Source organism: Ruegeria sp. BB6, assembly GCF_056539385.1.
Window position 1 is genome coordinate 119858 of the sequence record NZ_JBQFUW010000010.1, and the last position, 14351, is coordinate 134208.

Annotated in this window: 12 protein-coding genes; 3 read left to right on the forward strand and 9 right to left on the reverse strand. The window is 53.0% G+C overall.

Features of this window, described 5'->3' with window-relative positions:
* Positions 1-550: 550 nt before the first annotated feature.
* Both ACR0B7_RS19440 and ACR0B7_RS19445 read right to left on the reverse strand, forming a co-directional pair.
* On the reverse strand, positions 551-1090 hold the full coding sequence (locus tag ACR0B7_RS19440; protein ID WP_170486255.1) for a luciferase domain-containing protein: 540 nt from the start codon (positions 1088-1090) through the stop codon (positions 551-553).
* Between the two features lie 65 nt (positions 1091-1155).
* Entirely contained in the window at positions 1156-1746 is a 591-nt protein-coding gene (locus ACR0B7_RS19445) for a YceI family protein (protein WP_170486254.1), read from the reverse strand.
* A gap of 123 nt (positions 1747-1869) precedes the next feature.
* Here ACR0B7_RS19445 and ACR0B7_RS19450 point away from each other — a divergent pair, with 123 nt between their 5' ends.
* Entirely contained in the window at positions 1870-2451 is a 582-nt protein-coding gene (locus ACR0B7_RS19450) for a TetR/AcrR family transcriptional regulator (RefSeq protein ID WP_170486253.1), read from the forward strand.
* 332 nt (positions 2452-2783) lie between these two features.
* Here ACR0B7_RS19450 and ACR0B7_RS19455 read toward each other — a convergent pair whose 3' ends face one another.
* From ACR0B7_RS19455 to ACR0B7_RS19475, 5 genes are all read right to left on the reverse strand, one after another.
* Entirely contained in the window at positions 2784-3683 is a 900-nt protein-coding gene (locus tag ACR0B7_RS19455) for a sterol desaturase family protein (RefSeq protein WP_170486252.1), read from the reverse strand.
* A gap of 441 nt (positions 3684-4124) precedes the next feature.
* Complete coding sequence (locus tag ACR0B7_RS19460) at positions 4125-4604, reverse strand: GNAT family N-acetyltransferase (protein WP_480682244.1); 480 nt, start codon at positions 4602-4604, stop codon at positions 4125-4127.
* A gap of 144 nt (positions 4605-4748) precedes the next feature.
* On the reverse strand, positions 4749-5927 hold the full coding sequence (locus tag ACR0B7_RS19465; RefSeq protein ID WP_170337128.1) for a carbohydrate porin: 1179 nt from the start codon (positions 5925-5927) through the stop codon (positions 4749-4751).
* Entirely contained in the window at positions 5924-6688 is a 765-nt protein-coding gene (locus ACR0B7_RS19470) for a DUF3299 domain-containing protein (RefSeq protein ID WP_170412886.1), read from the reverse strand. The genes ACR0B7_RS19465 and ACR0B7_RS19470 overlap by 4 nt, the downstream gene beginning before the upstream one ends.
* Positions 6689-6714: 26 nt before the next feature.
* Positions 6715-8112: an amidohydrolase family protein gene (locus ACR0B7_RS19475; protein ID WP_170337131.1), complete on the reverse strand. Its 1398-nt coding sequence runs from the start codon at positions 8110-8112 to the stop codon at positions 6715-6717.
* A gap of 132 nt (positions 8113-8244) precedes the next feature.
* Between ACR0B7_RS19475 and ACR0B7_RS19480 the strand changes: the two genes are divergently transcribed.
* Complete coding sequence (locus ACR0B7_RS19480; RefSeq protein ID WP_170570605.1) at positions 8245-9252, forward strand: AraC family transcriptional regulator; 1008 nt, start codon at positions 8245-8247, stop codon at positions 9250-9252.
* A 339-nt stretch (positions 9253-9591) separates the two neighbouring features.
* Here the strand turns inward: ACR0B7_RS19480 and ACR0B7_RS19485 are convergent, their stop codons facing one another.
* Positions 9592-10713 (reverse strand): linear amide C-N hydrolase, encoded by a 1122-nt coding sequence (locus ACR0B7_RS19485; protein WP_170382460.1) that lies wholly within the window; start codon positions 10711-10713, stop codon positions 9592-9594.
* Positions 10714-11209: 496 nt separating this feature from the next.
* On the opposite strand from ACR0B7_RS19485, the gene ACR0B7_RS19490 reads away from it, so the two are divergent.
* Complete coding sequence (locus ACR0B7_RS19490) at positions 11210-11755, forward strand: DUF1194 domain-containing protein (protein WP_480682268.1); 546 nt, start codon at positions 11210-11212, stop codon at positions 11753-11755.
* Between the two features lie 492 nt (positions 11756-12247).
* Here the strand turns inward: ACR0B7_RS19490 and ACR0B7_RS19495 are convergent, their stop codons facing one another.
* The gene (locus ACR0B7_RS19495; protein ID WP_170571428.1) at positions 12248-14281 is read right to left on the reverse strand and encodes a pentapeptide repeat-containing protein; all 2034 of its coding nucleotides are present in this window, start codon (positions 14279-14281) and stop codon (positions 12248-12250) included.
* Between the last annotated feature and the right edge of the window lie 70 nt (positions 14282-14351).

Consider the following 14351-nt stretch of genomic DNA (forward strand, 5'->3'; position numbering starts at 1 on the left):
CGCCGTTCAAGCTTTCGGAGGACCGGTAGGGACACCCAGTGCGAGGCCCGAAAAATCGGCTCTAGCGTACGTCACACCACCCACTGAGATCACCATTGGAGCAATCGGCGAAATCCCCGCCGTGGCGACAAGATCACCAAAACAGGATGTTGAACCCATGCCGCTAGTGGCGTCGCAACAATCCGCAGCAGCTTTCTCGGCATCAGCCAACGGATCATCGCCCGCCATTCGAGCATGATGACCAGAATGATCCGATCCATGGTTCAAGCCATGCTTAACGGACGCTGCGGTTGCGCCAGAGAATGCAACAACTAGAAGTATCGTCAGGACCAGGCGAAACATACCAAATACCTACTGTGGGTATGTGGTTTTGACAAGTTACGAGGATGGGTCGCCATTTACATCCTAGCTGCACTTATTGTGGGTGCGCTACATCTCTGGATCATGCCCGGCTGGAACAGTGGAACATGGATCACCTGAATTTCCGGTAAAACTGAATTTTGACTGACCTGCGTATTAGTCAGAAACGGCAAGGTCAGCAGGTGGGCGTTTAGCCCAAGGTGTTTCCGGTGATGAAAGTGTACGAGCTTTCGACCAGATCGATGACGACTTCCAACTCTTCTGGTGTGGTCGGAGTATATATCATGACAAAGCCACTCCATCCGGGACGTTGATTGGCCCAAGGGTGTCCTACGGCCCAGCCAGCCTCAATTGCCCGTCGCGCCATTGCGGGGTGCAGCGAAGCGTGCAAGCTGCCATCAGGATGCATATGCGCAAACTCAAACCCACCGACGATAGAGCTCGGTTGGGACAACAACATGTCGGGATCAAGCTGAAAACCAATTGCGCCAGGAAGCGATATGCGTGTCGGGCCAAGTGTGACCCCTGGAAATTGCGCAACTCGCTCCAGCAATAGCTGGGCCAAATCGGCATCAATTTCGACACCAATCTGTGTATGGGGTACGCCGCTTGTCGTTTCGGGACGGGGCGAGGTGCGCTCCGGCAAGGAGCGCTCTTGTGCGGATACCATCGGGCACATCAATGCCACCGCTGTCGCGGCAGCCGCCAGTAGTTTCAGGAACACATTCATTTTGTTGTCAGCCGGTCAAAAGTTAAGAATGAGCGCTCGGCGCCATATCAGTTCCCTCGCACACATCATTCAGCTTTTAACGCTTCGACATTGATCAAGACTGCTATTTCGTCGCTCACCGCAGGTGCAAACGCACCAAGTCCGAATTCAGACCGCACGATCGTCGCGGTAGCTGCCAGCCCTAAGGTCGGCGTGCCCTCCTTTTCGCCAAACGGGTATGGCGCTGACTTGTTAAGCGTTGTTTCCAAAACAACCGGTTTGGTGACGCCATTCATGGTCAGGTCACCGATAATATTCGCGGTAATGTCCCCTGTCACTTCAATGCTGGTTGAGGTGAATGTGACCGCGTCACCGTCGCCTGCGCTAAAAAAGTCATCGGACATGAAGTGTTGCAGACGGGCATCCCAGCCCGTGATCATGGATTTAACAGGCATAGACACTGTGACTGATGAAGCAGAGGGATCATCTTCGTTGAATTCTATTTCACCGCCGAAACCTGAGAACATTCCAAACGTTTCTGAGAACCCGATGTGGTTGTAGCTGAACAATACCTGACTGTGTCCAGGATCCAGCTCGTAAGTGCCGCTCTCGGACAATGCGGTTGTCGCGCCCATCGATAAGAGTACCGCCAGCGGGGTTGCTGCCACTTTGAACATTGATACGCTCCCATTTTGACAAGACGTGTTTGCGGAATTGGTATTGAGCTTTAGTTTTCAGCTGGTCATACTTATAGAACAAAATGTTCTATAGCGCAACAAGATGTTCTACAGGAGGGGCGATTGAAAGAAGATCCCAGGCTGATCGCCACACGGCAGGCCGCGCTTGATGCGGCGCAAAGGATACTGAGGGATGAGGGCGTACTGCACGTAACTCATGGCGCGGTTTCAAAGGCAACGGGTATTTCGCGCAGCACACTTTACAGGCACTGGCCAGATGCGCGCAGTCTGCGTGATGCAGCGTTCAGGCGCATCGCCACACCGCCCAACATACCGCCCAAAACCGATGGCCCGCTGCGATCTGACCTGCGCTGGTTACTCGGCGTACTGATGGGAGCCTTGAATGACACACCATGGGGCCAAATCGCGCCTCAGGTGGTCGCTGCTGCGTCCACCGACGAAGAAGCGCGGTTGGTGATCACTGAATTCATGAAAGACAGGTTCGCAAGTGTTGAAGCAGTATTTGCAGCCGCAATAGACCGCGGTGAGATCGCCGCGGATGTTCCGGTTGAACAGCTTATAGAACTAGCAGTCGCGGCACCTTATTTCCGCAAGCTCATACGTTACGAGGCACTGGACGAAGAATGGTTGGACAAACATGTCGATCTGCTTTGCAGTGTCGCGAAAACCAATTCGGGACAATGACCACAGCTTGACTTTGCAATCAAAGCGACCTGCAACTGGCGCGAGACCTCGACAGAACAGCAAGTTATGATCAATAGCCTGTCCAGCCAGTTCCTCATAGCTGCTGCTCCAAAAGGTCTCGGCAAACGTTCACTATGATCGTTCGTAAAACTTTTCAAATTCCGCTTTCTGCGCATTTCTGTCGTTGGGGCATCGTGCAGCATCGGTCAATTTGGGCTCGAAGCAGACGTTCGCTGCACTAGGCATGATAGTCCGCTTTGCGGACTTTTCTGCCGATGCTGAACGCCTTGCGAAGGACACTCAAGCGCGGCAAAGCAGTCTTTGGTTCAACGCTATTGGTCTATTTGGTCAGTGCCAAGCTTGGTTCGCCCGGACGAGACAGATGAAGATCGCCTCCGTTGGCTCGGGGCGTCGAGGGCACCTCCGCTCGCCGGGCCGCGCAGCGGCTGAAGCAGCATTCGGTCGAGCCAGAGGTCTCGGCGTGTGCGAAACTGCTCGATGCCGATTTCCATGCCTTTATGCCCCTTCTCGGGTTGCGCAATGTAAGTACCTAGAAGGCGGTCCCACCACGGTAGGTTAAAGCCAAAGTTCGAGTTGGTCTCGCTTGGATCGACGGAGTGGTGGACTCGGTGCATGTCTGGAGTGACAACGAGCCATCTGAGAATTCGATCCACCGGACGCGGCAAATCGATGTTTGCGTGATTGAAAAGCGCGGTAGCGTTCAGGATCACCTCGAACAGGAGTACGCCGACAGCGGGCGGCCCTAAGGCTGCTACAACCGACAGCTTGATCCCCATCGAGATCAGGATTTCTACCGGATGGAAACGCAAGCCAGTGGTCGCGTCAAAATCGAGGTCGGCGTGATGCATCCGGTGTAGACGCCAAAGCCCAGGTACGGCGTGGAACATCACATGCTGAAGGTAGATTGCGAGATCGAGAAGCAGCATGGAGACCAAGATGGCAACCCAAACCGGCGCCTCGATGTTGTTGAAGAGCCCCCATCCGCGATCCTCGGCCATGGCTGCGAGACCGACTGCGAGGATTGGAAAGGTCAGCCGCAGAATGGCGGTGTCGAGCACCACGAGCGCAAGGTTGTTTGTCCATCGGATAACGCGCGGAATATCCCGTCTTCGCCGGGGTGCGGCCACTTCCCAAAGTGCCATCGCGGCCAGGACGGAAAGGAAGGCAATAAGGCGGATAGTTGGTTCAGCAACAAGGATTGTGTCGGACATGGACTTCCACCATTCGGGTTTCCGTCGCGATAGAATTGCAAGCTGTTCTAGGCGACGACCGCTCCAATGTAACGCAGACATGCAAGCGATACCATCTGAGAGCGGCTTGGTCCGCTTAGCGGAACTTCCAATGGTTTTCGGGAATGACCGTTTTCGGCAGAAGCAGACATTTAAGTCGAAAAAACGAGTCGATATTGCGCGATATCTGCTTTCACCGAGACCGGGCATTCAGCAAATTAGGCTTTATGTCCGAGTTGCGGACAAAACAGCCGTCGGCATCGTGGAAACAAATGTCTGCTCTATGCTGATGATTCAAATGGGGGGTCGAGACACATCGGGCAAACTTTGTGCCAACTTTTCGTACTGCAAAGTCTTTCTCAGGTTCTTATTTAGTTGTTTGACGACCGCGCTTCTTGCCTTCATTTTGTTTCCAGCAAGTTGCTATAAGAGCGGCTTTCTCATCAAAACGAATGGTCCTTCTGGGTGCGTTTGGAATTCCACAAATTCATAGCCGAGGGCCAAATAGAATTCTCGCGCGGTCAGTGAGGAATGAAGCATCATTTCTGGGATTGCCTTTTGTCGCGCTTCGTCTTCAATTCTTGCAACTAGCATTTTGCCCAACCCTCGCCCCTGAAACCCAGGGTCCACGAACATTGATCGCAGATAGTCATCTCTCAGCCCCACCGTTCCAACAAGTTCGGTGCCCATGAAGCAAAGAAGAATTAGCTCGTTTTCAATTCTTTTGGTGACCGGCTCCGGTTCAAAAATCGTGCACAGCCTGTCGATTGACTTTTGATCGTATTCCTTGGAATTCGAAACGCGAATTGTGCGCCGGATCAACCCACTGAGCGGAATTACATCGGCAACTGTTGCCTGTCGGATTTTGAGCGACTTCATCGCGGCAAGCTTATCCCGGGACATGAGACATCGAGAAGCTGGCAGATACGACTAAGGCAGGCTGGAAGCACTCGGACTTCTCTATGTCTTTCACAAGAGTAAGCGGTTTCACAAAATTCATGGCGTTTCCTAAGCGTGCAAGACCTTAGTGACTGCCTTCACCCCGCATTAGAAAACGATCCGGGTTCTTAGACCGAACAGGGTAATCCGGTCCTGATCGGGATTTAGAAGCGGGTCGGAAATGAATTGTACCGATGGCGTGATCTGCAGTCCGGGTGAGATTGAAAAGCGGTAGAAAGCTTCAAGCGTGAACTGATCGCCATCTATGCCTCTTGCTTCGGCCCAGTTTAGGCCCAGACCGGCCAAATCGGTGTTGCGACCATAGTAACCGAGACCGGCAGAAATCGACCGTTCATAAAGCGCTGCGGTTCCCTTCGAGGCCCCTGCACGGAAGAACGGCATCCATTTATTGTCAACAAACCATGCGGCGGAAAACGCTGCGCCGTAATCTTCTGCTCGACTGCCATCGTCAGCCGCATCCGCATGCCAGAGGGTCAGATGGATATTGTCGAAGTAGATGCGATCAAAGCCGGACGTGTACCCAAGTTCGAGCGACTTGAAGAGATTGCCGTCGCTAAACACATCAAAGTTTGGATCGGACGGGTCGGCGTTTGCGTCTGATACGCTGGCAACGGCGTAGAGGTTCTCGCTCAGCTTTACCCCACCGGCAATACCAAGGCCTTGGTTGGGCGTGTTGATTGTCGGGTTGGTATTGAAAGACAGGTTTTGAAAACCACTGTAGGGGCTTACCAACCCGTAGATATCCACAAAGTCCGTTACATCAATCTGGCCGACTTGCAGCGCCCACGACCCATTCTCAGCCCTTTGGGTCCAGAACAAATTGGTCAGAAGCAAACCGTTGTCATTGAAGGCTGTTCCCGTGATTGAAAGGGCTCCGCCATCCAGCCCGAGAAATTGCGGAGCAACGTCAGTATAACTGTGCCTGTCTTCGATCTTGAATGTCAGAGACCCCCGTTCAGTTGCCTGCCAACTGCCGTAGAACCGCGCAATTCCGCTGGCTGCTTCGCCGGTTCCCAGATCAGCATCCGTGGTTTGGCCCAATGCCAGGTAGTCAATGTTGAACCGAAAACCACCCTCAGCCAGTCGGTCTTTCCACTGAAACCAACCCGGTGCGATGTTGCGTGGAAAATCGGAACGATATTGCGGATCGGTGAGCCCGTCTCCGGGCGCAAGATCGGCTTCGACTGAAGATGGCCCGGATAGTCCCTGAGCCGACGCTGCGCCAGCAAATGCAATGCTCAATGCGGCAACCAGAAGTCTTATCATTTTGACGCCTGTGCCCCACCGGTCTTGCGATTTCCTGCCGCGCGGATGAGATCAGCAGCACGCTGCTTCCATTCCAACCTGTCTGCCTCGGTTTCCAGAGTTTCGACACGTTCCGCCTCTAGCTGGAAAGTCGCATTCATAGGCATGAGGCCATCCACAACCATCATATTATGAACGGAAGGATCGATAGTCAGCGTGCCTGTCAGCCGAACGGGTTCGTGGAAATAGCTAGGCGCCCAGTCCCCGTTCAACCGCACACGGATCATCTGGTTAGGCGGAGGTGGAGGCATGTGGCTGCACATCCCTCTTTCTGGCACCAAATACGCCACAGGCCGGCCGTCCGGATCGCTTGGAGCAGGAATGGCAAAGCCCGCGAGTGTGATTGTTCTGCCGTCGAATTGCGGGTTTCCGCTCGTTCCAGCCTTTCTTCGACGTTCAGTCACAACCTCGCGCTGATCGAGTAACCAGTCGACGTCAATTCCGTCTGACACCAAGGCGTCTTCGGTCTCTGCTAAAAGCAATTGCCATTTCTGCCGTTCTTCGGCGCTGCCAACCTCCTGCTGCAACCTGCCGCGTATACGCACAACGAAAAGAACATCGTCGAACTGTTCGGGGCTGAGTTCACGATAGGGGTCATCAAAGACCTGCGCAGACGGATCTGGCAGATCTGCCCAGTCCAACGCGGTTCCAGGCGTCGCCGCAGCATCATAACCGCACAAAACCAACCCTGCGAATACTGCGGAGCAAAACCAATTTCGCATGAATGCTCTCCGGCTGCTTTATCTGGTCAATCCAGTGTGTTTTTGTAGATCACACCGTCCTTCATGATCAGGCGGATTGTTTCCGGGCTGTCCGGCCTCGGGTCCGCACCGAACCACTGATCGCCTGTTCCAACGACAGAGAAGTCTTCGAGGGGGTTGCCGTCTATCAGCAGGATGTCGGCATAGGCGCCTTCTTCGATCACACCCAGTTTGCCTTCCGGATAGGGGTTCATGAAATCACCGCTAAGTGCCGCGATCTCGCCACCTACCGAAGTTAGGGTTACCATCGACGCATAGGGGCCGAAGAAATGGTTATTCAGATGTTTCTCGTAGGCGATCTGGATGTTGCACGCTTCGACCGAGCCGACGCAATCGGTTTGGAAACCGCGCGGCGCCGGGCATTCCTTCATACTTGGAATGTAGGCTTCGAAGGTCGCCGAGGCCGATTTGGCCTTCCTCAAACTGTTGGGGTTGTTTTTCACGGAAGGAACATCAAGTAGGCCTGGATCAAATGCTGTGATGTTCGTCGTGATGTACGCTCCTTTTTCTTTCATCAAAGCAGAAATCTCGCAGTCAAAGTGAAATCCGTGTTCAATGGTTCTGACCCCTGCATTCAGGGCATTGATGATCGCTTCTTTGCGGTAGGAATGTGCCATGACATAGGTGCCGTACTCGTTGGCAACCTGAACAGCGGCCTCGATCTCTTCTTTCGAACCGGCGAGCAACTGCCATGGATCGAATGCCGAAATCACCCCACCTGATTGCATGAACTTCAATTGCGTGGCACCCATGCGCAGGTTGTTGCGGCCATACATGTAAATTTCGTCAACACCGTTGACCTGTTGGGCCATATTCAGAGTCCCAAAGTTGGTCACCCCACCCGGCGGAGATGTGAAGGATGCGAAATCGGCGTGACCACCACGTGTTCCGAGAAATGCCCCGGAAGGATAAAAGCGGGGGCCGACGATCTGGCCGGCGTCAATTGCGCGCCGCAGCCCGCCGCCAGCGCCCCCGGCATCGCGAACGGTCGTGAAGCCCTGCATCAGGTACATTTCGGCCATCCGGGTCCCGTGGATGGCGAAATCCTCCCAGGTCGAGTTGGTTTCCATCTCGGCAATCGATGGCCCCATGAGCATCAGGTGCGCGTGATTCTCTATAAAGCCCGGTGTCAGAGTGCGCCCACCGCCGTCGATAACCGTCGCGCTCGGCGCATCAATGGCATCGGTTGAGACGGACTTGATCAGATTGCCCTCGACCAGAACACTGGCATTTTCAATGCGTTGCTCATTCACACCGTCGAAGACATGCACGTTGGTAAACAGCGTTTGGGGTTCTTCTTGATCCTGAGCCTGCGCGGTCGCCGAAAAAGAAAGAACTGCCGCGACAATTGCCGTCGAGCAAAGAGACATTCGTAAGCCGGACATAAGTACTCCCTTCATATTCATGTTTTGCCAACTATAGTCTGGAATTCATTGGCTCGGTTGCCCCTTTTGAATTAGGATGTACGAATGTGACTGCAAAAATGGCCACTTCTTAAAGCTAATCCAACAAGGGTTATGAGCTTGCCTTTCAACTCCACCTCCCGAGAGCATAGCGAGGGCTTTGTTCGCCTCTCTTTAGCCGCTCCCTTTCTGCAATATCTCACCGAACGTAAGATCAATCCGCAACCAGCATTGGATCAGGTCGGCTTGAAAGCTGAACTGATGACTAACCCATCCGTGTACGTTCACTCCGAGTTGGTTTACGGCTTGGTAAATGCTTTCTCAGAAGTATCAGGGGATCGATACCTAGGACTGAATGTAGGGGAAGCGTTTGACCTACAAGGATGGCCGCCCTTCGCTCAAGCCTTGCAATCTACAAAAACGCTGTTCGAGTTTTTTACCCGCTTTGTTGAGCTCGTGCCGCAGGAGTCCAATTCTGTGCGGCACAGCCTTGTCATTGAAGCAGACAAAGCGACTTATCGTATCGAGAGGCAACAGGAACCAACCGTCCCACCCATTCAGGTGACCGGTTTTGGTGCCGCAATCTATGTACGCCTATTGCAGACCGTCGTCGGAGATTCCTGGGACTCTTCCCGTGTGCGATGGGAAAGCAGATACATCAATGGGCTGCCTATCGACTACAAAGGGATCGAGGTTGGCCTTGGGACTGATCCCGGAATGCAAATTAGTTTTCCTGTGGAATGGTTGTTTTTGCACCACGTCTCTGAGGGTTCTGCCAAGCCCATAGCATCACTTCGACAAGATGAAGAAGTAACCGTGGTGGCAGCTTTGCGATCTGTCTTACGCGACAAACTGGATGAAACCGATTTGGGACCAGAGATGGTGGCTGGAATGCTGGGAATACAACCGGAACGGTTTCTGAAAGCGCTTCAAAAACAAGGCACAACGCTACCGCGCGAAATCAAACGGCTGCGTATCGATGTCGCCAAGGAGCACCTCAAACAAAACCAGATGACAATTGCAGAGATCGGACTGATGCTCGGCTATTCTGACAAGTCCCATTTCACTCGCTTTTTCCGAGGTCAGACCGGAATGACACCGACCAAGTTCCGAAGCAAGTAAATGTGGTCGAGCCAAATGAACGCTTCGAAGATTAGGTCCTCGTGGGATCAGTTCGGAGAAGTTGTAGTGCGACGTTGAACAGGTTAGTCGACGACATGAATGGTTGGTTGCCACCGCCGATACAACCTCTGCAACTGGCCGTTTCGTTGTGTATTTCGGAGTTAGCAAAGCTTGGTTGCGAAGGTCCGCTTCGGGCTGCCTCCAGTCACTAGTGCGAACAGTGGTGAACGCGGCTTCGAGCCTAGCGCCGGTAATTCGCTGGAGCGGTAAACCCTCCATTCCGAAGTTTTATTGGGCCGCAGCCAGCGGTGATGCCGCCACGGCCCACGTGGTAAAACGTCAGTTCGTTGGGGTCACATCGACTAACGTTGGTTCGCGATCACCGCTGGTTTCAAAGACGATCATCTCGTCTCCCATAGCTCCGAAGTCAATCTGCTTCATATCGACCATATGCACCGTTCTGTCGTACATCGTGTGATAGTAGTAGACGAGGTTGAGGGAGTCCGCAGCGGTCGTGATCTGAGTTGCGCTGTAAAGCAGGTCGTCCGACTGCACATCGTCTTGAGCGCCCTCCGCTGCATCGGCCGGAATGTTGAAATTATCCAGAATGCGAAACGCCTCGCGCACGGTGTCATAGCCACCTTGCGTCTCCCGCGCCGTCTGAGAAAAGGCGACTGCGCGGACGAACCGGGATGGGGGTGTGAAGTCGCCTGGCAGCCCTATCATTCCACTCCCAGCGCCAAGGGGCGCGAAAGTAACGCCACTTGCCTCAACTTCCGGAAGCCCAAGGGCCGACAGGTTTACGTAGTTGTTAAGGTTCGTCATGTGCCAATCGTAGTTTGGCGAATTGGTGATCACGCCAAGCGGAGCATCGAAAATCGTCAGTTCACCGTCAATGTACTCGACAACGATCCTTCCGCCGAACCGGTCAGCAACCAACATATGAAATGGGAAGGGAAATCCGAGAGTCTCATCTACGACCCCGACAACACGGACATTCGCCAACCCGGTGGCAGCCTCTTCAACTGTCTCAAATTGGGAAAGGACATAGCTGGCTAGCAAATCGCCGGGAATCGTGTTGCCGGAAAGGTCAGGGTCGTACTCCTGATACTCGGTGAAGCCGGGCAGATAAAACAACCCGGCGGTCAACCCAGCTTCGTTGATGCCATCTGCGGGAGCCCCATGATCCAACATGCTGATACCGACCATTCCAAATCGGCCGGTCCAGTTTGCTCCGTCTCGCTCATCTGGCATTTCGCCTGCGGTATAAGTGAAACCTCGCGGAATAATGTTGATCTTTGTCTCAAGATCGAACGGCCCCCATTCGGCGGTCCTTGCGCGAACGATGCTTCCATCCTGCCCTGTCAACATGATGCCAGTGCATCCCCAGGCCATCGATACTGAAGCCACAAAGGCTATGGTCGCTTTTGGTAATATCCGAAATAGCTCGATATGACGCATGGTCGTACTCCAATTGGACTGATCTGATCTTATGAACTCGCTCGACCAAGCTACCACACCGGTTCTCAAGTTGAATGAAGTTTGCATGATCTTCAAATAGGCAAGAAAGTCCGCCTATTCCTTCCGTCGGACTTTGCAAAGTCCGACTCTGAATGTCTGGTTTGGGCTGCGACCCGCCGAATGCAGGTGCAGCATGCCTTCGAATTTGCAGACTAGTTTTCATCAGATACTGACTAATCGCTCAATTTGAGCATTCTCTTTGTATCGAAGGCCTCGACATAATCTGGCTCCGTGAACGGAGAATACTGCTTTGTCGTCCCTGTCCGTAGTGCAAACTGTTCAGCGAAGTCTTCCAGCTTGAGTTCGCTTTTACCCTCTAGTTTTGCCTTGGTGAGGGTATCAATCAACAGCTCGATAACGAGGCCCCAGCGATGAGCGCACGCGAAGTCGAGCCGACGTAGAAACGCGCGCTGATCTGAATGAGTTTGCGGGTGTTCTGACCACGCGTTTCGATCCCGCGTTGCGCCGCACTTCAATCTCTGAGGCCCTGATCTTCGGGGCAACAATGATCGAAGGGAACGAATTCGAAGGTCTGCGTAAAGTTATCGACGTTTCTGGCGACGGGCCCAACAATCAGGGTCGCCCGGTTTTGCAAGCCCGTGAGGCAGTATTGTCGAAGTCGATCACCATAAATGGGTTACCGCTGATGACCCGTGAAGGTATGGGGAGTCAGTGGCACCTCGACGATCTTGATGTCTACTACGAGAACTGTGTGACGGGCGGACTTGGTTCGTTCGTAATCCCGGTGCTTGACTGGCAAGGCTTTGCCGAAGCCGTACGTCGAAAATTGGTACTGGAAATTGGGTCAGCGCCAGCAACAGGAGAGGTTATGAAGGCGCAATACACCTCGCTCTCAGACTATGACTGCCTGATTGGCGAGAAGATCTGGGACCGGAACCAACAAATCTGGAGCGAACCCTGGAAGCGGCCTTTGCCTCAATCACCCGAGGCTCGATACAAAAAGCCAGCAGCAATTATCTGAGGAAAACTAGCGTTCTGCGCTTTCAATAGAAATGCACAGATGGTGGTAGATATTCGACACAGTGTGAGTAGACAAACTTATTGACTTCGATTTGCACGAACCGAGTGAAATTTGCACGCTTATGGGTAATTCGCATTAAGATAATTTAGTGGCTGGGGTGGTAGGAATCCTTGCCGTTCGATGATTGTTATCGGCTTTTTGGCGAAGCTAGAGAAACTGGGGCGGTTTCGGGGGCGGAACGAGGACGAAGGACGAGTGAGCACGGGGCTTTTTGACCGCTAGAGAGGCAGTTTACTGGCGCTGCGGGACAACCAATTAGACCGCCAGAGTGACCTTCCACTGGTGCTGAGACGACCGCTGGCGATCGATTCCGGGGGTTGAAGACTGGTCGCTGGTGTTAGCGGGCTGGGTGCAGACCGGACGTTCATACCCAGTGCAGCGAATGGCTGCTGAGAGCCCAATGCAGACGGATTCCACAGCCGCTCCGGACCTCTATTTCGAAGAAATTGAATGGAAATCTCTAATCAACTCCTTTATCCCGTCATCGCTGTTCCAAAGCCAACTTGAACAAGGACCGAATTCTTTGGTGTCTGTTCTGTCATCGAAAGCATGCGCAACGCTCCAGAAGATATAATCCGTCCCGTGGACCCAGTTCGCGTCTTCGAAAGCCAACATGAAAGCAGCAGCTAGGACGCGACCATGTTCATCCGATGGCTTTTTTTCTTGAAGCGGCCCTTGAGTGAAATCCCAACCTGTGCGTCCTGCATTTTGATAATCGCAGCCACCACGGAAGATCCAATTGGCTGATCCTCTCCAAGTTGGAAAATGTGACTCTGTTAGTAAGACAGGAACATCTAGCCCTGCGCGTAGCCTTTCCGCCTCGTCCATCATGTTCTGTCCGTTTTCCAGACGGGCTCGCTGCAAAGCGATGGCGACAGATTCAGCGGAGTAGTCCTTCCGCCCTCCCATGATCTGATTTGGAAAGAAGTTCAACCCAACTATGTCAACATGGCGCATCACATGGCTTGCAGGAAGTCTGCGTATGTCTGAATCATTGTTGTAATTGTGCGCATAGATGAGCTTCCCATCGTATACAGAGCGAATCTTTTCAAGGATCTCAGGCCAGCGCGCGTCAGCCTCGATCGCGCTGTTCAAATTATTCAATTCGACGCCAATTGTGAGGTATTCAGCCTGATTTTCCTGAGCGTAACGAGCTACAGCCATGATTATGGGCACATAGCCTGACCACGTTTGGCCATCCCCATCAAAAAAAACATCCAGCGGAACCGTGCCATAACCAGCGGCGTCTCTTGGTTCGAACCTGCGGGCCAGCTCAGCGAACGCTGGCCGCAGATTGACCGCCAGCCCCGCCGCTCTCGCTTCATCCATTGCGAGGCTCGTAGCATCGCGTCGCGTTGAGGCGAAACCTTCATCTTCAAGTATTTGCTTGTTCGCGATTGCGCATCCCATTCGACGTCCCAGAGGATATTCTGCAGGCAGGTCGGCCTCCATTAAGCCAATGCAGCGAAAATCCAAAGTTACCGTGTTCAGCCCAAATGACGGCATATCTCTGATGGTTTTTATCATGTCGAAAACAGGTTGATCCGCGAATTCATAGCCACCAAAAGAAATAAGAGCAGAACGGTATGACCATTCAACGCTGGGGTACTCTTTTATACCGCTTTCAGCAGCCGCAGACTCGAGAGTGTCGATCTCGTTCGCTCCAAAGCTGCCGTCAAAAATCTGCCCCCTACTTGCTAGGAATTCTTCCAGCGCGCTTCTAGTACTCTGTCCCCAGATTCCATCGATTGAACCAGCGGAATAGCCCAGCTTGGACAGCATTCGCTGGGCACGACCTACGTCGCTGAGCACGGCCCAATCTGCTTCCCTTGGTTCAATGGAAGCATTCGTCACGTCCTCTGAGGATGGCTGCGACAAGACCTCTTTAGATTGCGCCGCAAGCTTGTAACAATCACGGTTAATTAGCGTGCCATTGGGTTCAAGGGTTTCACAGAAGACTGCTCCGTCGTCAAACCAGCCAGCGACCTCCGCTTTGGTAAGATTGGCCCTGACCATAGTTGCGTTGCGAATGTCAGTTTGCCTGAACTTTGCCCATCTTAAATCGGCAGCAGTCAAGTTTGCGCCTTGCAAGTCAGCCTCTAGTAGACGTGATGCAGATAGATTGGCATTTGATAGGTCAGTACCGATCAAGTTGGCACGGTTTAGAATTGCGCCTTGCAAGTTTGCACCAACGAGATTCGCGTCTGACAGGTTCGCGTCAGATAGCCGTGCCCCTGAAAGATCAGCTTTAGTCAGGACTGCGCCGCTCAAGTTCGCGCCAGAGAGGTTTAAACCGTTCAAGTCAGAACCGCTAAGGTCACAACCCACACAGGCTTGGGTTTCAATCAAGCGTGCGACAAGCTCTCGCTTCGTGGGTGTATTATCGGTCTGGCCAAGTGATGGAGTAAACAAGGCCACTCCGACGAAGCAGACACCAGCAAATTTATGAAAAATTGTGATTTTCATTCTTATACAGTCCTCAAAAATATGTGTACTAATCTGCATTTTGGGCACTAATCTGAAGTGAGATCTTAAG

Excerpts from the sequence above, each read along its gene's own strand:
- ACR0B7_RS19455 (WP_170486252.1), bottom strand. The coding sequence starts at position 3,683 with ATGTCCGACACAATCCTTGTTGCTGAACCAACTATCCGCCTTATTGCC.
- ACR0B7_RS19445 (WP_170486254.1), bottom strand. The coding sequence starts at position 1,746 with ATGTTCAAAGTGGCAGCAACCCCGCTGGCGGTACTCTTATCGATGGGC.
- ACR0B7_RS19485 (WP_170382460.1), bottom strand. The coding sequence starts at position 10,713 with ATGCGTCATATCGAGCTATTTCGGATATTACCAAAAGCGACCATAGCC.
- ACR0B7_RS19465 (WP_170337128.1), bottom strand. The coding sequence starts at position 5,927 with ATGATAAGACTTCTGGTTGCCGCATTGAGCATTGCATTTGCTGGCGCA.
- ACR0B7_RS19480 (WP_170570605.1), top strand. The coding sequence starts at position 8,245 with ATGAGCTTGCCTTTCAACTCCACCTCCCGAGAGCATAGCGAGGGCTTT.
- ACR0B7_RS19495 (WP_170571428.1), bottom strand. The coding sequence starts at position 14,281 with ATGAAAATCACAATTTTTCATAAATTTGCTGGTGTCTGCTTCGTCGGA.
- ACR0B7_RS19475 (WP_170337131.1), bottom strand. The coding sequence starts at position 8,112 with ATGTCCGGCTTACGAATGTCTCTTTGCTCGACGGCAATTGTCGCGGCA.
- ACR0B7_RS19440 (WP_170486255.1), bottom strand. The coding sequence starts at position 1,090 with ATGAATGTGTTCCTGAAACTACTGGCGGCTGCCGCGACAGCGGTGGCA.
- ACR0B7_RS19460 (WP_480682244.1), bottom strand. The coding sequence starts at position 4,604 with ATGTCCCGGGATAAGCTTGCCGCGATGAAGTCGCTCAAAATCCGACAG.
- ACR0B7_RS19470 (WP_170412886.1), bottom strand. The coding sequence starts at position 6,688 with ATGCGAAATTGGTTTTGCTCCGCAGTATTCGCAGGGTTGGTTTTGTGC.